Source organism: Acinetobacter sp. D009, assembly GCF_038562025.1.
Taxonomy (GTDB): domain Bacteria; phylum Pseudomonadota; class Gammaproteobacteria; order Pseudomonadales; family Moraxellaceae; genus Acinetobacter; species Acinetobacter pittii.
Genome location: NZ_CP151886.1, coordinates 3,326,504 through 3,345,902, shown reverse-complemented (window position 1 = coordinate 3,345,902; position 19,399 = coordinate 3,326,504). Strand labels below are relative to the sequence as shown.

20 protein-coding genes and 1 pseudogene are annotated in these 19,399 nt (G+C 39.7%); 6 read left to right on the top strand and 15 right to left on the bottom strand.

The genetic code is table 11. From position 1 onward, the window contains the following. Nucleotides 1-10: 10 nt before the first annotated feature. The 4 genes from AAC388_RS15965 to AAC388_RS15950 form a co-directional block, all read right to left on the bottom strand. Nucleotides 11-1,720 carry a cation:proton antiporter gene (locus tag AAC388_RS15965; protein WP_032005156.1) on the bottom strand — a complete coding sequence of 570 codons (1,710 nt, stop codon included), beginning with the start codon at nt 1,718-1,720 and terminating at the stop codon, nt 11-13. Nucleotides 1,721-1,869: 149 nt separating this feature from the next. Beyond that, nucleotides 1,870-2,025, bottom strand: coding sequence for a 50S ribosomal protein L33 (rpmG, locus tag AAC388_RS15960; RefSeq protein ID WP_001205031.1), 156 nt, complete (start codon nt 2,023-2,025; stop codon nt 1,870-1,872). Between the two features lie 12 nt (nt 2,026-2,037). Then, entirely contained in the window at nt 2,038-2,274 is a 237-nt protein-coding gene (gene rpmB, locus AAC388_RS15955) for a 50S ribosomal protein L28 (protein ID WP_000048256.1), read from the bottom strand. A gap of 167 nt (nt 2,275-2,441) precedes the next feature. Further along, nucleotides 2,442-3,890, bottom strand: a complete 1,449-nt coding sequence (locus tag AAC388_RS15950; RefSeq protein WP_342370915.1) for a coniferyl aldehyde dehydrogenase — start codon at nt 3,888-3,890, stop codon at nt 2,442-2,444. 112 nt (nt 3,891-4,002) lie between these two features. On the opposite strand from AAC388_RS15950, the gene AAC388_RS15945 reads away from it, so the two are divergent. The 5 genes from AAC388_RS15945 (at nt 4,003) to AAC388_RS15925 (ending at nt 7,836) form a co-directional block, all read left to right on the top strand. Continuing rightward, a complete protein-coding gene (locus AAC388_RS15945) occupies nt 4,003-4,695 on the top strand; it encodes a TetR/AcrR family transcriptional regulator (protein ID WP_002114968.1) in 693 nt (230 codons plus the stop codon). A 74-nt stretch (nt 4,696-4,769) separates the two neighbouring features. Next, entirely contained in the window at nt 4,770-5,633 is an 864-nt protein-coding gene (gene purU / locus AAC388_RS15940; protein ID WP_005066088.1) for a formyltetrahydrofolate deformylase, read from the top strand. 380 nt (nt 5,634-6,013) lie between these two features. Next, on the top strand, nt 6,014-6,769 hold the full coding sequence (locus AAC388_RS15935; RefSeq protein WP_069141747.1) for an energy transducer TonB: 756 nt from the start codon (nt 6,014-6,016) through the stop codon (nt 6,767-6,769). 42 nt (nt 6,770-6,811) lie between these two features. Continuing rightward, a complete protein-coding gene (locus tag AAC388_RS15930) occupies nt 6,812-7,432 on the top strand; it encodes a MotA/TolQ/ExbB proton channel family protein (RefSeq protein WP_004641039.1) in 621 nt (206 codons plus the stop codon). Continuing rightward, nucleotides 7,432-7,836 carry a biopolymer transporter ExbD gene (locus AAC388_RS15925; protein WP_003654800.1) on the top strand — a complete coding sequence of 135 codons (405 nt, stop codon included), beginning with the start codon at nt 7,432-7,434 and terminating at the stop codon, nt 7,834-7,836. The genes AAC388_RS15930 and AAC388_RS15925 overlap by 1 nt, the downstream gene beginning before the upstream one ends. A 57-nt stretch (nt 7,837-7,893) precedes the next feature. Here AAC388_RS15925 and msrA read toward each other — a convergent pair whose 3' ends face one another. The 7 genes and pseudogenes from msrA to lgt all read right to left on the bottom strand — a co-directional run bounded on the left by msrA (nt 7,894) and on the right by lgt (nt 12,737). Beyond that, entirely contained in the window at nt 7,894-8,418 is a 525-nt protein-coding gene (gene msrA / locus AAC388_RS15920; protein WP_004794799.1) for a peptide-methionine (S)-S-oxide reductase MsrA, read from the bottom strand. Between the two features lie 100 nt (nt 8,419-8,518). Continuing rightward, nucleotides 8,519-9,574: a DUF4105 domain-containing protein gene (locus AAC388_RS15915; RefSeq protein ID WP_342370914.1), complete on the bottom strand. Its 1,056-nt coding sequence runs from the start codon at nt 9,572-9,574 to the stop codon at nt 8,519-8,521. A 14-nt stretch (nt 9,575-9,588) separates the two neighbouring features. After that, nucleotides 9,589-10,098 carry a dihydrofolate reductase gene (locus AAC388_RS15910; protein ID WP_003654807.1) on the bottom strand — a complete coding sequence of 170 codons (510 nt, stop codon included), beginning with the start codon at nt 10,096-10,098 and terminating at the stop codon, nt 9,589-9,591. Between the two features lie 44 nt (nt 10,099-10,142). Beyond that, nucleotides 10,143-10,985, bottom strand: coding sequence for a thymidylate synthase (gene thyA, locus AAC388_RS15905; protein WP_032005162.1), 843 nt, complete (start codon nt 10,983-10,985; stop codon nt 10,143-10,145). A gap of 18 nt (nt 10,986-11,003) precedes the next feature. Beyond that, nucleotides 11,004-11,469, bottom strand: a pseudogene (locus AAC388_RS15900) (hypothetical protein). A 9-nt stretch (nt 11,470-11,478) separates the two neighbouring features. Beyond that, nucleotides 11,479-11,838 carry a hypothetical protein gene (locus AAC388_RS15895; protein WP_005079162.1) on the bottom strand — a complete coding sequence of 120 codons (360 nt, stop codon included), beginning with the start codon at nt 11,836-11,838 and terminating at the stop codon, nt 11,479-11,481. 80 nt (nt 11,839-11,918) lie between these two features. Further along, entirely contained in the window at nt 11,919-12,737 is an 819-nt protein-coding gene (lgt, locus tag AAC388_RS15890) for a prolipoprotein diacylglyceryl transferase (protein WP_005066098.1), read from the bottom strand. 93 nt (nt 12,738-12,830) lie between these two features. Here lgt and AAC388_RS15885 point away from each other — a divergent pair, with 93 nt between their 5' ends. Then, nucleotides 12,831-13,610 (top strand): NRDE family protein, encoded by a 780-nt coding sequence (locus tag AAC388_RS15885; RefSeq protein WP_199984169.1) that lies wholly within the window; start codon nt 12,831-12,833, stop codon nt 13,608-13,610. Between the two features lie 47 nt (nt 13,611-13,657). Here AAC388_RS15885 and AAC388_RS15880 read toward each other — a convergent pair whose 3' ends face one another. The 4 genes from AAC388_RS15880 to tatB form a co-directional block, all read right to left on the bottom strand. Then, on the bottom strand, nt 13,658-15,850 hold the full coding sequence (locus AAC388_RS15880) for a PhoX family phosphatase (RefSeq protein ID WP_342370913.1): 2,193 nt from the start codon (nt 15,848-15,850) through the stop codon (nt 13,658-13,660). 205 nt (nt 15,851-16,055) lie between these two features. Continuing rightward, entirely contained in the window at nt 16,056-18,008 is a 1,953-nt protein-coding gene (locus tag AAC388_RS15875) for an alkaline phosphatase PhoX (protein ID WP_017398797.1), read from the bottom strand. 175 nt (nt 18,009-18,183) lie between these two features. Next, a complete protein-coding gene (gene tatC / locus AAC388_RS15870; RefSeq protein WP_044101265.1) occupies nt 18,184-18,954 on the bottom strand; it encodes a twin-arginine translocase subunit TatC in 771 nt (256 codons plus the stop codon). After that, a complete protein-coding gene (gene tatB / locus AAC388_RS15865; RefSeq protein WP_002114889.1) occupies nt 18,951-19,388 on the bottom strand; it encodes a Sec-independent protein translocase protein TatB in 438 nt (145 codons plus the stop codon). Before tatB ends, tatC begins: the two co-directional genes overlap by 4 nt. Between the last annotated feature and the right edge of the window lie 11 nt (nt 19,389-19,399).

Sequence of the window (19,399 nt, the reverse complement as noted above, 5' to 3'; positions counted from 1 at the left end):
TTTATATGGGTTAATGAATTGTTGACTGATGAGCAAGCTCGATCTGATTTAAGATGTGGTGACTCATATTCTTTGCCATTTCTTCTTTTGCATAGAACACTTCGCCAATATTTTCATCACGGATAACCGCTGCTTCTTCTTTGCTTTCTGCACAAATTAATACCTGAATCTGAGGATTTAATTGCTTGGCAATCGCCACGATACGGTGAATATCTAAAATATCCATAGGTGAGATTACCAAGAGTCGTGCATGCATGATATGTGCTTGAATTAAAACACTTGGTTCAGTAGCAACACCACTCACAGCAGCAATATTTGCGTTACGTAGTTTTTCTACGATTTCACGATTCTCTTCTGCAATAACGACTTTAATATTCTCATTAATTAAATTTTCAGTAATGCGTCGTCCTACACCGCCATACCCCACAATTACGACCTGATCACGTAAGTAAGCTTGATCAACTTCATCGGGTAACATTGCTAATGGGTCACCGCTACGTTCAAGCAGTCGAGCTAAGTGAGAGCGTTCACGAATCCAGCGTTGTACAGGTTCAATCGCTGAGAAGATGAAAGAGTTAAGCGTAATTGAAAATAAAGCGCCTGCTAGAATTAGATTCTGAGCTTCTAAGCTTAATAAGCCTAAAGAAACACCAAGTGTCGCCAAAATAAATGAAAACTCACCAATCTGTGCAAGGCTTGCCCCGACTGTTAAAGCTGTATTGATTGGATAGCGGAAGAATAAAACCAATGCCATTGCTGCAAGAGTCTTACCTACCATAATAATCGCGATAACAGCTAAAATATGGAGTGGACTCTCAACAAGAATATGTGGATCAAACAGCATGCCCACAGAAACGAAAAATAAAATCGAGAAAATTTCACGTAGTGGGAGAGTCTCTTCCTCAGCACGATGGCTAAAGTCTGATTCTTTAACGACCATACCTGCAAAGAATGCCCCTAAAGCCATTGAAACCCCAAAGATGGCATAAGAACCGTAAGCGATCGAAACAGCAGCAGCGACGACGGTCAGCGTAAATAGCTCTCTTGATCCTAAACGAGCAACAAATTGCATAATAATAGGCACAACGCGTTTGCCTACAATGAGCATAAAGGCAATAAAGCCAATCACCTTTAATAAGGTGATTCCAAGGGTTAACCAGATATTACCGTCTGCACCTGCTGGTGCTTTTCCACCGAGTAAAACAGCTGTAGCCGGAAGAAGTACTAAAACTAGCACCATCACTAAATCTTCGACTAACAACCAACCCACAGCAATTTTGCCGTTAACTGAGTCTAAAAGACCTCGGTCTCCTAATGCTTTTAATAATACAACTGTACTCGCACACGATAGACTTAAGCCAAAAACGAGTGCAGACCCGAAACTCCATCCCCATAGCATTGAAACGCCAATACCAAGTAAGGTTGCAACAGCGATTTGTAGAATTGCGCCAGGCAAGGCAATACGACGAACCAGTAATAAGTCTTTTAATGAAAAGTGCATCCCTACACCAAACATCAGGAACATGACCCCGAGTTCTGCAAGCTGGTTGGCAAGGTGGATATCTGCTTCTATACCGGGTGTATTTGGGCTAATAATAATTCCGGCAATTAAATAGCCGATAAGAGGGGGGAGTCGTAATCGGGCTGCAATGTAGCCAAAAATGAGGGCAACGCCGAAACCAACAGCAAGTAAAATAATTAAATCTACGTCATGCGGCACTAAAAACTCCTTTTACGTGAGTTAGGCTAAAAACAAGCATAAAAAATGCCAAGGCGGAATGTAGAGAAAGTTTAACAAAAAGGTAGGTATAAAAAAAATGCAAAAAAAAAAACGACTTCATAAAGAAGTCGTTTTTTTCGAGGCTAAAATTATTTGATTTTAGCTTCTTTGAAAATCACGTGTTGACGGATTTTTGGATCAAATTTTTTGATTTCCATTTTTTCCGGCATAGTACGTTTGTTTTTAGTCGTGGTATAGAAGTAACCTGTACCAGCTGAAGAAACGAGGCGAATCTTATCACGCATTGCTCAGACTCCTTAGATCTTTTGACCTTGAGCACGAAGGTCTGCAACAACCTTTTCGATACCCAATTTGTCAATAATACGCATACCTTTAGTGGTTAAACGAAGACGTACAAAACGTTTTTCGCTTTCTAACCAGAAACGGTGGTGGTGCAGGTTCGGCTCGAACCGGCGCTTGGTTTTGTTGTTGGCGTGTGAGACGTTGTTACCAACGACTGGACGCTTGCCGGTAACTTGGCAAACCTTAGACATGGTGTAACTCCATTGATTCAGCCAACAGCAAATCTGTGGCCAGTCATACTAAATGTAAACGGATGAATTCATTCAAGGGGCGTTTTATACCAAAAATACGATTAAAAGACAAGCGAAATTGGTAAAAACGAGGCATGATTTAGTATAACAGATCATGCCTTGATCAGTTAGCGCAACAAGGTTTTCGAAATGAATCGATGAATCGGCTTATTGAACGGTGGAAGAATGTATTTAAGGCTATAAAGTTTTGGATTTGACATCACCGAACGCTCATGAGAAAGGCTAAAAAAGCCCTCTGGTCCGTGATATTTACCCATACCTGATGCGCCAATCCCGCCAAACGGTAAATCATCTTGTGCAACATGGGTAATCACCATGTTAATTCCAAAATGCCCTGAATGGGTGTGCTGTGCAATATAGTCAGCACGCGCTTGATCATAGTCAAAATAATACATCGCTAAAGGACGCGGGCGACTATTAATGAATTCGACGACTTCTTCTATTTGGTCATATTCTAAAATTGGTAGAATAGGCCCGAAGATTTCATTTTGCATAATATCCATTGCAGTCGTTACACCTGTAACTAAAGTCGGTGCAATTTTACGGACATCATCTAAAATTTCATTTTGCGGGTTAATTTCAACAATACGTGCACCTTGATCACGGGCATTTTCGAGATAGCCCTGAATGCGGTTGTACTGTTTATCATTAATAATAGAAGTGTAATCTTGGTTGTTGCGGAAATGAGGATACATTCCAGCTACAATCAATTTAAAGTTCTCGATGAACTCGGCAGTTTTGCCTCGTGGTAAGAAAATATGATCTGGCGCAACACAAGTTTGTCCTGCATTCCACAATTTACCTACAGCAATACGCTGGGCAACATCTTTCATGTCCATTGATGCATGTACTAGGGCAGGAGATTTTCCGCCTAACTCGAGAATTACTGGAACTAGGTTTTGAGCTGCGGCTGCCATCACTGTTTTACCAACAGAAGTTGAGCCTGTGAAAATCATTTTGTCAAAAGGCAAATGACTAAACGCATCTGAAATAACGCCACCACCATTTACCACAGCAACTAATTCTTGTGGGAATGCTTCTGCCAATGCACTTTCAAGGGCACGTCCAAAGTTTGGTGAGGCACTAGAAATTTTGATCATTGCATGATTGCCCGCAGCTAATGCACAGATCAGAGGTCCAACCGAAAGTAATAATGGATAATTCCATGGTGTAATAATACCAATCACACCCATAGGTTGATATTGTACCCAACCTTTTGCTGGCTGATGTAATACACTGATGTGGCGTTTTGATGGTTTCATCCACGCAGTCAGATGTTTACTGTAATACTTGATTTGTTCCAAACTCGTGAGTAGTTCACCAATTTTTGTTTCCATAACTGCACGATTGCCATAATCAAGGTTAATTGCTTCGGCAATCTGATCTTGATATTTTACCAAGACTCTTTTAAGACGAGCTAAACGATCAATACGCTCTTTAGCAGTGGGTACCGGATGACGTAAATAAGCGAGCTTTTGTTGTTCAAGCAAATCATGTAAATGCTTAACATCATAAGGAAGCTGAGTCTCTGGATTTGTTTTTGTTTGACTGTTCATCGGTACTTACCAAATATACTGATATACTTATTTTTTAGAGTAAATACTCTAAATAGTCAAGTCGGTTTATGTGTTTAAGTCTTAACCATGTGAATTATTAAAGGTTATTAAAATGTCTCTACCTAAAGCTCTGAAGACAAAAGACCGGATTTTACAAATTAGTTTGCAGCTTTTTAACGAGCGAGGTGAACGGTCGGTTACAACCAATCATATTGCGGCGGAGTTAGGTATTAGTCCTGGAAACTTGTATTACCATTTCCGGAATAAGCATGAAATTATTAAAGAATTAATGTACCAATATCAGGTTGAGACTTTGGAAATGCTTTCTTTACCTGAAGACAGACCACTAACGACCAATGATAAAATTAACTATTTTCAAGTATTAAGTGGTCAACTCTGGAGTTACCGTTTTATCCATCGTGATGTCTATCATTTAGTTGAAAGTAACGAAGACTTTAAAAAGATTTATCCACGGTTTGCTGGACAGGTCATGCAACAGGGGCAAAAGATTTATCAAGCCTTTGTCGATGCCGGCCTTATGAAAATGACGCCATCTGAAATTGAAGCGCTCATTATTAACTTATGGATTGTATTAACAAACTGGACAAACTTTTTATATATGTCTGGTCACATTAGTGACAATAACCACTTAGAAGAGAAATGGGTTTGGCAGGCATTACGTCAAATGGTTTTCCTTGAAGGTCCTTATCTTATGGGAGAAAGCCGAGCAACTTACGAGCAGTTGCTTGATTCACTGGGGCCTTCTGATCTATTCGCCAGCTTGTCGTCGTTAAAAGATGAATAGTTGTGCTTGCCTATTTAGAGCGCTAGAATACTCGGCTTATTAAAAATTTGACTCAATTAAGTGATATTAACCAAATGAATATGACCACTGCCAATACAGCCCGTTTACTGATTACTTGTGAAGACAAGCCTGGGATCGTACAGGCTGTATCGAGCTTTTTGTACCACCAAGGTGCAAATATTACCGCGCTTGATCAGTATGCGACGGAAGCTCAGGGTGGACGTTATTTCATGCGTGTTGAGTTTGAACTTGACCATTTACAGTCACGTAAAGATGCATTAATTCAAACATTTGCTGCCAACGTTGCTGAGCGTTATGGCATGCAATGGCGTCTTGCTTTCGTAAATGAAATTAAAAAGGTTGGTATTTTAGTTTCTAAAGTCGACCATGCTTTACTTGAGTTATTGTGGCGTCATGCACGTGGGTCGTTACCTTGTGAAATTACACACGTGATTTCTAACCACGAAGATTTACGTGAATCCGTTGAGAACTTCGGTATTCCATTTACTGTAATTAAAGTAACTAAAGACAATAAAGCTGAAGCTTATGCACAAATTGATGAAATGATGCAGGGCAATGACTTATTAGTTCTTGCACGTTACATGCAGATTTTAAGCGAAGATTTTGTTGCGAAATGGGAAATGAAAATCATCAATATCCACCATTCTTTCTTGCCAGCTTTCGTGGGTGCTAATCCATACAAGCAAGCTTATGAAAAAGGTGTGAAGTTGATTGGTGCGACAGCTCATTATGTGACGGCTGATCTAGACCAAGGCCCAATTATTGAGCAAGACGTTGAGCGTGTAAGCCATGACTATAATGTTGAGCAACTTCGTGAGCTAGGTGAAGATGTCGAGCGTAATGTATTGGCTCGTGCAGTAAAATGGCATTTAGAAGACCGTATTATTGTTGATGGTAACAAGACGGTTGTTTTTTAAATAACGCTTATTTTAAAAAAGCACGCTTTATGCGTGTTTTTTTATATCAAAAAAAATATTGAAATGATATAACGTAACAATATTGAATGAATTTATGGTAGGATTCGATCTCTTCATAGTGAAATTAGCCTAACTATATAAGTTAGATTAAATACTTTGTGAACAAGAGATACGCGTTCATGTAACTATGAGAAAACAAAAGCAAAGACACTCAACTGATACAAATTAGTGATATTGAGCAAATGTTTTTCTCAAAAAATAGTTGCAAATGAAAACACTTCTCATTTATTATTGTGGCACTTTATTGTTCTATCCGATGTTTGAAATCGTTTCTACAAATAGAAATCTGAAATCATCATCCATTAGGTAATTAGATTCTTATGAGTCAATCTTCCGCAGCCTTAAACTCTCCCAATCCGATGAAAAAGAAAGTCATCACGGCACTAATTGCGGTTGCAATTGGTCATATCGGGGTCTTATGGGCGGTCAGCCATATTAAGCCTGCTGAATTAAAGCCAATCGAGAAGAAGCCTTTACAGGTACGTTTCGTAAAAATTCAAGAGCAACCAAAACCACTACCTCCTAAGCCAAAGGAACCGCCTAAAAAGCCGGAACCTAAAAAAGAGGTAAAAGAAGTTAAAGTTGTTGAAAAGCCTGTGACACCACCGAAAAAAGTGGAAAAAATTCAACAGGTGAAAAAAGCTGAAACACCAAAAGAAACAGTAAAGACAGAACCTAAAGTTGAAACCAAAGTGGTGACAACGACGACAACTGTTGTTAAAAAAGTGGAGGAAACTCCAAAACCAGTGATACCAGAAGCACCTAAAGCTCAAACTGCTCCAGATCCCTCACCAAAACGCGTTTCAATTGGTGGTTCGGGTATTCAATGGAGTCGATCGCCACGTGTAACCGTTACTTCAAAAGATTTAGAAAATCAAACACGTTCAGTTGGTATATATATTGAAGCAGATGAAAAAGGTAAGGTTACAGTTGCACGAGTTACTAAAAGTAGTGGTTTGCAGAATTTAGATGACAAAGTTTTGCGCGCAGTACGTGGTGCGAAATTTAAACCTTATATGGAAAATGGTGTTGCTTATCCAATTAAAACTGAGCAACCATTTGAGTTTAATCCTTAATAAATTTGAGTCCCAACGGCTAACCTTAATCAGGAGTTCAATATGAACTTTTCAATCTATTGGCAACATGCAGATGCAGTGAGTAAAACCCTGTATTTCATCTTATTGGCAATGTCGATTGCTACCTGGACAGTTTTCATCTTACGTTTGATGGGGACTCGCCAATTAAAGCAACAAGCTTATGCTCAACTTTCTCAGGCTATCACTTCGCTAAAAGCAAAGTTACAACCTTTAAGTTTTGAGCAGCGTAAAGCGGTTGCGGAGCAGGCTCTACTTCGTCAAATTTCTGCTGAAAAAGTCAATGCTGAAAAAGGTATTTCTGTTTTAGGAACAATTGCTTCAATTGCACCATTCGTTGGTTTGTTTGGTACGGTATGGGGTATTTTCCATGCACTTGTTGCAGTCGGTAAAAGTGGACAAGCAGGTTTGGCTCAAGTGGCTACACCAGTAGGTGAGGCGCTTATTATGACGGGCCTTGGTCTTGCAGTTGCGATTCCTGCGGTATTGGCTTATAACATTTGTGTACGCGCTAACCGTGGTCTTGCTCATGATTTACAAGATCAAGCGCACAGCTTATTAATTGATACGATGTTGCAGCAAGACTCAACTGTAAAGTCTGATGTTAAAACTGCACAGCAAAGTTATGTTGGAGGTCAAGCTTAATGGCTTTTCAATTGGGTGAAGACCACGATAGTGGCATAAATGAGATGAACCTCATTCCGCTAATCGACATTATGTTGGTGTTAATGATCATCTTTTTGGTCACAGCAACAGTTGCCAACCCATCGATTCCATTAACGCTTCCTAAAACAACTGCTGAAATTATTGATCCACCACCAAAAGCAATTACGATTAGTATTAATGCAAATGGTGAAGTGGCTTGGGATACTCAAGTAATTAGCCTTGATGAGCTTCAAAAACGTTTTCAAGAAGCAGGTCAAGGTGATGTTAAACCAACAGTTCAACTTCGTGCTGATAAAGAGTCGAAGTACGATACTGTTGCTCAGGTAATGTCTCGCGCCAGTGAAGCCGGACTGAGCGATATTGCCTTTGTAAGTGAAAACTAAAATTTAGTTTACTCAATAAAAAAGCAACCAAACTGGTTGCTTTTTTATTGTTCTGATTTATTGATCTTTCATCAGATGCTGGAATTTACTATATAGCTTGAGCAGCTTTGGTGGAATCGCAAAGTTGCAATAACCTTGTGAAGGATTCTTTGCATAGTAATTCTGATGATATTCTTCTGCTGGATAGAATGTCGGAACAGGGGACAGCTCAGTCACAATATCAAGATCGTCATTTTTTAGAGTCTGAATCGTGTGTTCCGCTGCCTGCTTTTGCTCTTCATTATAATAGTAAATAACAGAGCGGTATTGTGTGCCGATATCATTACCTTGGCGATTTAAAGTCGTTGGATCATGAGTCGCAAAGAACACGTCGAGTAACTGGGAGTAAGTTACTTGCTCTTCATCAAAGTCGACTAAGATCACCTCAGCGTGCTGGGTGTCTCCTTGACATACTTGCTCGTAGGTAGGGTTAGTGGTGTGTCCACCTGCATAACCACTCGTTACTTTTTCTACACCGCGTATTTGTAAAAATACAGCTTCGACGCACCAAAAACAGCCGCCGCCAAATAATGCCTGTTGCATTGTTTTTCCCTCTATTTCCTGCCTATTACAATAGGGTTTATGTATTTAAAATACAAAGTAAAGCATGTATAAAAAAGTAAAGAAAAGTGCATTACTTATTTCATTTAGCTTTAGGTAAACCTTGTCGAACGATTTGAGAGAAGTGTTCACTACTCTGATCTGAGAGCTGTTCAAAATTTTCAGTTCTTGGGTTGATATGTGCAATTTGATACCACTGTTTTAAACTGATATTTTGATTAAGTGCTTTAAGGTCATATAAATAATTAGGTAAGTAACCCGAAGCGATTAGACGATAATCTTTGGGAAGCTGATATGGGTTAATTGCTTGAACCATATCGAAAATTAAGGTTGTACAGTTACTCGTAAGGGTGTTGTACCACTCAGGCTTCTTGCGTAGCTCATCCGATTTCTTAAGATATTCTAAAAATAGCGCTTTTTGCTCGCTACGCGGCATATTGACTGGAAAATTATACACTTGCTCTTTACGGATGTTGCTACGCGTATAGACAATATCCTTTTCATCAGAAGCAATTAAGCTAAGTTCATATTTTCTAAAAAAACCGCCAATTGCCGAAAACTCTTCAGTCTTTTCTTTACGAATCTCGATTGAGAAGACTAAAGGTTGCTGATTCTTAAATTCGAAGCTTACCAGTGTGTGAGCAATTTGTGGTCCCATCCAGTAAGAAGTAATGATATTTACTCCATTTAACTGGTTGAGGTCAAAACTGCGGGTTTCCCATCGCACATCATAGGTTCCATCAGGATGCCAGTTGAAGTTACGAACATTGTGTAAAGTGATTACATCGCCGTGCTTTTCATAGCTCAGCATATTCGCGACTTCAGGGTTCCAGTCTCGATCTTGACGTGCAGTAATCGAAAAATACCAGACTAGCGAACAAGCAAATGCAAGAAGATAAATCAGGATATCGGTACGGCGACTAATAATATGACCTTCAACATATAAGCCAGCCATGCTGAGTGCAAAAGCAATCCAGATGCCAATGAGTATGCGGCTGCCCAACCAGCCAAAAGGTTGTTGAACCCAAAGCGCTACGCATACCCAAATGCTAGAGAACACAATAAACAGCGTGAATAGACTATGTAATAGCCCAAAAAGTAGAGCAATAATAAATTCACGTGTTCCGATATTGTGCATAGGCATCCATAAAATTATTTTTTATAAGTAGCAAACTCGAATGAAGTTCCTGATTTTTCATCAACTTGCTGTTCACTTGCAGTTTTATGAAACTCACTCGGTATTGTTGGATAATGTGCATCACCTTGCACATCTAAGTCAACATGAGTAAGTTCAAGACGGTCTGCAATCGATAAGGTTTGCTTGAATATCTCGCCGCCACCAATGATGAATAAAGCTTGTTTTTCGGTATTCTTTACATCTTCTAAAGCTGCATTTAAGGCATCTTCAATTGAATACGCAACTTTAACGCCATCAAATTGCCAGTTAATGTCACGGGTAATCACCCAGTTCACACGGTTTGGTAGAGCACGGCCCATAGACTCAAGGGTTTTACGACCCATCACGACCACGCCACCTTGTGTGATTTCTTTAAAATGTTTTAAGTCGGCAGAAATATGCCATGGCAACGCATTGCCTTTACCAATACAGTGGTTTTTGTCCATTGCCACAACGTGGACAACTTCTACATTTTGCCATGCCATAATCTTATTCTCTAAACCGTAATCTAATGAAATTTAAGCCTTCGTTATACTGCAACTGGTGCTTTAATTGCCGGATGTGACTCGTAACCTACAATCTCGATATCTTCAAATTTGAAATCAAATAAGTCAGTTATTTCTGGATTTAGTTTCAATTGGCATAGCGGTAAAGGCTCACGTGTCAATTGAAGTTTAGCTTGTTCAAAATGGTTGGCATAAAGATGCGTATCACCACCAGTCCAGACAAAATCCCCTACACCTAAACCGCACACTTGAGCAATCATATGGGTGAGTAGAGCATAACTCGCGATGTTAAAAGGCACGCCTAAAAACACATCGGCACTACGTTGATAAAGCTGGCATGACAACTTGTTGTCTTGTACGAAAAATTGGAAGAGCGTATGGCAAGGCGGTAAGGCAACTTGTCCAGCTTCATTTGGGTTCCAGCCAGAAATAATTAAACGGCGCGAGTTTGGATTGGTCTTAATTTCGTTAATTAACCATTTAATCTGGTCAAAACCATCTTGATTATAAGTACCGTCAGCATTTTTAGTTGCGCCGAAATTACGCCATTGATGACCATAGACTGGTCCAAGTTCATGCTCTGGACGGCCAAAGCGAGCAGTTTGTTCTGCTGTTGCCCATTCGTCCCAAATTGAAACTTTATTGTCTTTTAGGTATTGGACGTTAGTGTCGCCTTTTAAAAACCAAAGCAACTCAATCACAATCGAGCGGAAGTGAACTTTTTTGGTGGTGAGTAAAGGAAAACCTTTAGAGAGATCAAAACGCATTTGATGACCAAATACAGAACGGGTTCCTGTGCCTGTACGGTCGCCTTTGTCACCGCCATTATCAAGGATATGTTGTAGTAGGTCTAAATATGCACGCATAACACTCTCGAGTTCGGATTAATTCCATAAAATAGAAGGGGAGATGGTTTCTGGATCAATAAACCGTGGAAGATAATAACATGGTTTAATGACAGGTAGGAAAGCGAGCAATAGTTTGTAATTAAAATCGTTTAGCGCGATTTTGATAAATCGAAACAAGAAAAAAGCCAACCAGTACAAAGCCTAAAGCTTGTATGAGATGAATCCATTTATGCTGAACAGGGAGCAAATACATCAAAATAATAATGATTAAAATAGGATAGATTTTGATTAAAACGCCCAAGCTCGATTTGCCTGATGTGTTGTTTGAAAGTTTGGTATTCAAGTAATGCCCAACATGTAAACCAAACCCGAAAATAAGGCTGAGTATTGTATAAATAGGAGGTAAGGGCTGAACTTGATTAGCAGCATAAACTGCAACACAAACAACAATAATGAAGATAAGTTTGATGTGACGTGGTGCGTTGTACCAATAAGCCAACATATATTGAGCCTATTTATTAAAAAGTGATTGAGGTGAAAAAATAAAAGCAGCAAGCGCCATAAAAGCGATTCCTTGCACACCCCAGATCAGCAAATTCGGCATTGTTTTAACAAAAATAAGTGCAAATAACAGTGCGATAGGGATCCAAGTCAGCAGGCGGTAAAGTAGGCCAGTTGGATTTTTCTGAGCAAAATGTAATTTAAAATAGCGACAGATTAAAAAAATAATCCCAGTTCCTGTAAACATTAGAATGGTATCTAAAGGCAGTGGTTGGTATTGATATAATCCAATACAAATCAACAGTGTAATAATTAAAATTACTAATTTTTTAAATGTCGGGACTTGAGTGTTAAACCAGAATTCCAGCATGTCATATCTTCATTTTTAGGAGAGTAAAAACTGTAGCATAAAAAAGAAAAGAGGAGCCGAAACTCCTCTGATTTATCATATTAACTGTTCTTTTGTGGGCCCCAGTCATAAATTTTCTTTTGGTAGGCATACCACATCATCCAAAGGCCAATTAATAGCATTGGAACGGTGAGGATCTGACCTTTAGTCATCCAGCCAAACAAAATAAAACCTTGGTCGGCATCTGGTTGACGGAAGAATTCCATTACGAAGCGTGCAACACCATAGCCCATTAAAAATAGGGCAGAAACTGCCATGCGTGGACGTGGTTTTGAACTAAACCACCACAAGACAATAAATAGGATTAAGCCTTCACAAATTGCTTGATAAATTTGTGATGGATGGCGTACCAGTTGTAATGGATCGGTCGGGAAGATCATACCGAATGGATAATTTGGGTCAGTTACTGCACGACCATATAACTCTCCACCAATGAAGTTACCAAAGCGCCCAAACATTAAGCCAGTCGGTACACATGGGGCGATAAAGTCGAGAGTTTGGAACCATGTTTTTTGATATTTTTTACACCAAAATAACATCGCAATCATGACGCCTAAAAAGCCGCCGTGGAAACTCATACCACCTGTCCAGACTTGGAATAGCCAAATCGGATTTTCAAGGAATTTATCAAACTCATAGAAAAGGACGTAGCCGACACGACCGCCCAGAACGACACCTAAAGCACCGTAAAACACCAGATCGGAAACCATTTCTGATGTCCAGCCATCACGCTGTTTGGCACGGTAGGAAGCTAGCCCCCAAGCACATAAAAATGCCAATAAATACATGAGTCCATACCAATGGACTTGAAGAGGTCCTAGATGTATTGCGACCGGATCGATATTAGGATAGGTCAGCATTGCTGCTCCTTGATCTTACGTTTTGACAGATTGTAGCGGAATGATGTGAAAAATGTTGTACATTCAATGTGTAAAGATATGGAATAAGAAAAGATGTGTATTGTGGCTTTAGCATGGCATGTTCTGGATGATATGCCCTTATGTCTTATGTCAAATCGGGATGAGTTCTATCATCGACCAACAGCATTGTTACATCAGTGGCAACATACACCGATTATTGCTGGGCAAGATTTACAGTCGGGTGGTACTTGGATGGGCGTTACACCTCAAGGCCGATGGGCTGTCTTGACCAATTTTCGTGATGGACGAGATCAGAAATCATATGAAACCTCTCGGGGGCATTTAGTTCAGGCTTTTTTAGAGTCAGATTTATTGCCGATTCGATTTGCTCAACAATTAGAACAGCAGCAACAGAACTTTGCTGGCTTTAACCTATTTATGGGAAATGCTGATCAAGCGGTTTATATGAGTAACCGTGGTGAAGCCCCGCAAGTATTAGCCAATGGTGTTTATGTGGTTTCAAATGGTTTGATGTCTGAACATTGGGAAAAAACCAGACATTTAAGAACACGTTTTACGCAAGAGTTTTTGCCTTTGCTTCAGCACCAGACGGAAGAGTTAACTTTGCAACATGCTGCATGGGATATTCTTGAAGATGAGCGTAAGGTCACAACGGCATTATTACCCAATACGGGCATTCAGCCAGAAATGGAAGAGTTATTATCATCGACTTTTATTCAAAGCCCTGTGTATGGCACACGTTGTTCAAATTTTTTACGAATGACCAATAACGAATGGCTTTGGTTGGAAAAGACCCAACAAGGCGAGCATAGTGGGCAAATTGTTCAGCAGCAGGTTCTCTTAAATCGATGATAATAAAAATGCCGATCAATTGACCGGCATTTTTAATCATCTAAGAATTAACCCACGATCACACCACCATCTTTACGGGTAATCACAACAGTTGCTGAGCGTGGACGCGCAGTTTTGTTACTTGGATCTTTCTGGGTTGCTGGCCAGTTACTTTCTGGTGTTGAGTAACTTGCAGAATCTTCACCAGGATGTTGAACATTAATGAAAATTGCTTTGTAGTCAGGTGTCATCGCAATACCTGTAATCTCACATTGCTTAGGTCCCACCAAGAAACGGCGCAAAGTTGAGTCTGTAACTTTAGCACCGACTAAAGTTTGCTGACCATTTGACGTAGTTGCAGGAGCACCATCTCCAATCTGACCTGGCAGCGCAGCAAGCATCATACAGTTAGTGACATCAGTGTATGCGCCATCATCTGTTTGAATCCAAAGTACGCCACGTGGGTCAAACCACATACCATCTGGAGATGACAAATCATTGTTGTCTGTGAGACCCGATAAGTTGATGTTTGAGGCCATAGATGCTTCTGCACCGAATAGATAAATATCCCACTTGAAGGTTTCAGCAGTCGTTTTGTCATCCATTTCTTTAAAACGGATGATATGACCGTTCACGTTACCCTTTTGCTCTTTAGTGCCGTTGTAGAGGTCTGTGTAGTTACGTGGGTTTGCAGCATCGGTCGCGTAATCTTTACCACGATTTGAGTTGTTGGTGAGTGTGACATAAACTTCGCCGTTCACTGGGTTGACCGTACACCATTCTGGGCGGTCCATTTTTGTAGCACCGACTGCATCGGCAGCTAAACGTGCAAATGTGACAACGTCTGCTTGAGATTTAAATGGGTAGGTCGTGTTGCTTTCATTTAATCCATTTTTGCCATAAGCAAGTTCAATCCATTGACCTGAACCATCGTTATTAAACTTGGCAACATACAATTTACCTGCGTTCATGTATTTGTCGCCAGCCGCATAACCACGATTTACATCTTTGACATCCCACACTGCGGTAGAGACGAATTTATAGATGTACTCACCGCGAGAATCATCGCCCATATAAAATGCTAATGGTTGACCTACAACGGCACGACAAGCACTATCTTCATGTGCAAAACGACCAAGTGAAGTACGTTTAACCGGATTTAGGCGAACATCAAACGGATCAATCTCGACCATCCAGCCGAATGTATTTGGACCGTTACGATAATCTTGGGTAGCTTGTGCAGCTTTTACGTCGGCATTCCAGCGGTCATATAAGTCTTGTGACTCTACTTGACCAATTGCTGTTTCCCAGCCATAACGTGAGCCAGATCCTGCTTTTAAGCCATAGCGTTTCAGTGCAATAATTTCTTCTGGAGTACGTAACGCGTCATCAGTCGTACTACGAGCAAAGTAACCAATAAAGTTTTCTTCAGTGGTTAAGTATGTACCCCAAGGCGTATAACCGTTACCGCAGTTATTATGGGTACCACGTGTTTTACGAGCAGTCGGGGAGAAGCGAGTTGCAAGCAAGCCAGAACCAGCTGCAGCACCTGCAAAATCCATTTCTGTTGATGCTGTAATACGGCGGTTAAAAATAGAATTTTTATCAATTGTTACTTTTTGAGTTGCAGCATCTTTTTTGATGTAAACAATAGAAACGCCATGCGCATTGGTTTCACGAATAACTTCATCTTCAGGGCGGTGTCCATCAACTTTTGTTGGGCCTTTGGGGTGAAGGAAAGTCTGATTAATATATTCATGATTCATGACCAACAAACCTTGCGCTGAAGCACTCTCGTCAAAGCGGTTTGTTGAAGTATTTAAACCAAAATAATGCATACCATCATGACAGTCGCCTGAACGGAACTGAAAGCTTGGGCCTGATGGAATATTATTATCGTCCCATTCGCCAAAATTAGGGTTGATTGAATCACCCAATGCATAAATGACATTCGCTTCGTAACCTTCAGGTACAGTCACAATATCATTATGGTTTTTCGCAACTGCGGTAAAAGTTAATTTTTCTGGTTTTTTATTTGGATCTACAGGTGTGGTTCCACCGTTGTTAGAACCTGAATCATCATCGCTATCATTACAGCCTGTTAATGTAGAGGCTAAAGTTAACGCTACAGCACCACTTGCTGCTTTAGTAATTAAACTACGGCGACTGATGTGTTGTTCTAAAATGTCACGAAAGTGGATGTTGTCAGAAGTATTGTTATCCAATTCTTGGTCTTCATGATATGGCGTCAGCTCTGTCATGGGAAATTCCTAAGTAAATAAAGAGATTGTTCTAAAATTCTTCATGAGCTTAGTTTGTGAATGTGACGAGGCGTTGACGTTTTGATGATAAGTTAATGAAAAGTTCTGTAACTTTTCATTTAATTTTCATAAAAAGTAAAAGTTGAATGTAAAAATATTAAAGCTGACCTTGGCCAGCTTTAATATTTAGAGAGGTTATGAAAAATTATTTAGTTGTGACTGAAGGGGCAATTGGGTCTGCTGTAATATAGCCGACGTTAGCACTATAACCATTGTTGTAATTTTGGTTAATTAAGGCCTTAACATCCTCAGGTACACTACTACTATCGCCTGGATGTTGGAAGTTGCTCATGATGTAAGTCCAACCGTTGATTGAATCTACCGCATGTAAACCTGTTGACTCTGCACCTGCCGGTGTAGAAAGTAAACGTGTTAATTCTTTGGTATCTACATTGTATGCCCACAAGAAGTTGTTCACGTGGTTACCTGAGTCTTCACCAATGAATAATGTGCGTAAAGTTTCAGAGAACTTCAGATTGTCTGGGCTAGCAATTTTGTCTGGGTTCGCTGTATTACCTAAACTATCTTTCGCAGCAAGATCTTCACCCATGAGCAGCATATATGAGTAAAGAGGAACCCACTCACTATTGATTGCGCTGCCTTCATTATCTGTAAAGCTATTACCTAACTTGTGTGCCAGAACCCCACCAGCAGTAATTTTTTTAGAGAACGCGACATTATGTCCAGCGACATAACCTTTACCACCAATGACCATTGAATCTTGAATATTAGCTAAAGCAGAGTAAGCAACTTTATCTTTAATATTTACGTTAGTACCTTCCATCTTGGTAAACGCCATACTTGCACCTTTTAGTGCTGCATAACGATGTGTTTCCAAGAAAGCTGCTGCTTTTTCCATACCTGGTTTAAGTTTGACCCAAAGCTGTTTCTTTGCCAAAGTGATTTCAGTATAGCTCGCATCATTTGGATTGGTTGTTAAACTTTCCATGATGTCAGTTGACTTAATCCCACCAGCAACTAAATCCTCAATTTCTTTACTAGTCGCATGGCCAAGTTTGATCCATTGAATGCTAGCAGTTGAGGTTTCAGTTAGGGTATTGATGTATTTAGCAACGTATAGTGTCCCTGCCGATAAATCTTTTTCTTTATCTGCAACGAACATGAAGAAGCCACCGTTGGTGTAGTCATCTCCCATAAGTGCTGTACGGTTGTCTGGCATAACATGGATAAGTTCGTGAGAAATACGACCTAAACAATAGTGCTTTTTAATGCTACCAGTACCATCAAGGTTAACTGTTACTTCTGGCAAATGACCATAGTTATATGGGTTTGCTTTAGTTTCATCACCAAAGAAGTATTTACCAAGATATTTTGGATCTGTACCGCCAATACCTTGATTGAATGCATCTGGCTCATATTCTTCACTTGATAAGTGAGTGTTCCAAGGTGATAAGCTAGCACCGCAAGTAATCCATAAACCGTGTACTGGTGCAGTATCAACGTTGAAGTATTTTTTAAGTTCTAAGTGACCTGTTTTTTGGTCTTGATCTAAAGTCAAAATTGCGATTGGTGAAGGTAATTGACCGTAAGTATCACCGCCTGCTTGGTCTTTAGAGTTGTATTCAAATTGAACAACATGGAACACTGGGTTTGCTACGCCTTCAACTTTCGCACCTTCTAATTGAATTAGAGATGAACCATCTGGACAGTCTGAAAAGAATTGACGTTCTTTACCAGCAACTGACTTATCCATAATTGGATTGCCGTTAACATCAAAATAACCACCCGCGATAATCGTCCCACCACCAAGTTTTGGTACGCTATCACCAGTTTTAAAGAAAGGTTTATAAGCGAGTTGGTATTCAGTACTGGTTGAATTTTCCCAATCAATTTTTAATTTAGAATTCACTACAGTTGTTGCACGATCAGCTGCAGTTGTTGGCGCTGGCATTGCTGTGAATTTTGCATTTTTAAATTTGCTTGGTTGTGGTGTGGGAGTGACTACTGAGCTGTCATCACTATCATTACAACCTGCTAATGTTGCTGCCGTAGCCATCGCTCCTAATGGTAGAAAAGGAATCCCCGAAAACCATTTTAAAATTTCGCGACGCGTTGGTTGAGTAGAAGCAGTTGTCATAATAAATCCGTAAATTTTGTGGGTATATTTGTTGAGTTGATTCTATGGACTGAAAATGACACTTTTCTTACATTTTTAAGTCACTTTGAAGACAGTTTATTGCTTTGTAGATTAAAAAGTGCTCTACATAAAAAAGCCTGAACTTGTAGGCTCAGGCTTTTTTCTAGAAATCATTTTATTCAGCAGAATGGATTTTTCTTTTCTCAAGAATTTTACCAAAGAGCAGGCCGAGCTCAAAAAGCAACCACATTGGAATTGCTAACATCACCATTGAAATTGCATCTGGTGGTGTAATAAACATCGCTACAAAAAAGCATCCAACAATAATAAAACGTCGCTTTTCAGCAAGGCTTTTTGTATTTACCACACCGATTAAAATAAGGAGGAGTGTCGCGATTGGAATTTCAAAAGTCAGTCCAAAAACTAAAAATAACTTTAAGCAGAAGCTTAGGTAGCTATTAATATCCGTCATCGGTGCAACAGTTTCAGGCGATACACTAATAAAGAAATGTAAAATTGCCGGAAGAGTAATGTAATATGCAAAAGCAACACCCGCATAAAACAAGACAATACTACCGATGAGTAATGGTAGTGCTAAATGACGTTCTTTTTGATACAGCGCTGGACGAACAAATGACCAGATTTCATACAGAATAAATGGCATTGCCAGCACAAGTGCGACAAATAAATTGAGTTTAAAAGGCGCCATGAATGTTGCAGTGACATCTGTTGCAATCATTGAGGAGGAGGTTGGAAGTTGCAGCCTCAAAGGTTCAGATAGTAATTGGTAAGTATTATTTCTAAATGGTAATAAGCAAAAAAATAAAAATAAGGTTACTCCGACAATCCTAAATAAATGACGTCGTAAAACGACCAAATGGCTCATGATTGGCATTTGGTCTAAATTTTCCTGATTATTTACAGTGGTTGAAGGCAGTTGGTTCATACGGCAATCTTCAATTTAACAGGTGATGTCTCTGAAATATCAGTTGATGATGCTAAAGGCATAAATTTTCTAATGTATGGGACTTTATAATGGCCTGATATAGGAAGACATATCCGAATAGGTTGGGGCACAGATTTGGTTGCCTCAGCCTTATCTATATTTTCAGAAATATTCTGCTTTTGAATTTCTTCAAGCTGTTGTTGTACTTTACGTTCTAGTGCTTCAATGCGGTTGAGTTCTTCTTGCATTTCTTTTCGAAACTCAGAAAGACGCAACTCTTGATCAATCTCATTTTGCAAATTGGTAATATAACGTTTTAGACGAACATACCAACGACCAGCAAAGCGTGCAGCTTCTGGAAGTTTATCCGGACCTAAAACTAAAATTGCAATAATTGCAAAACAGAGTAGCTCTGTCATTCCTACATCAAGCATGGTCGAAAACC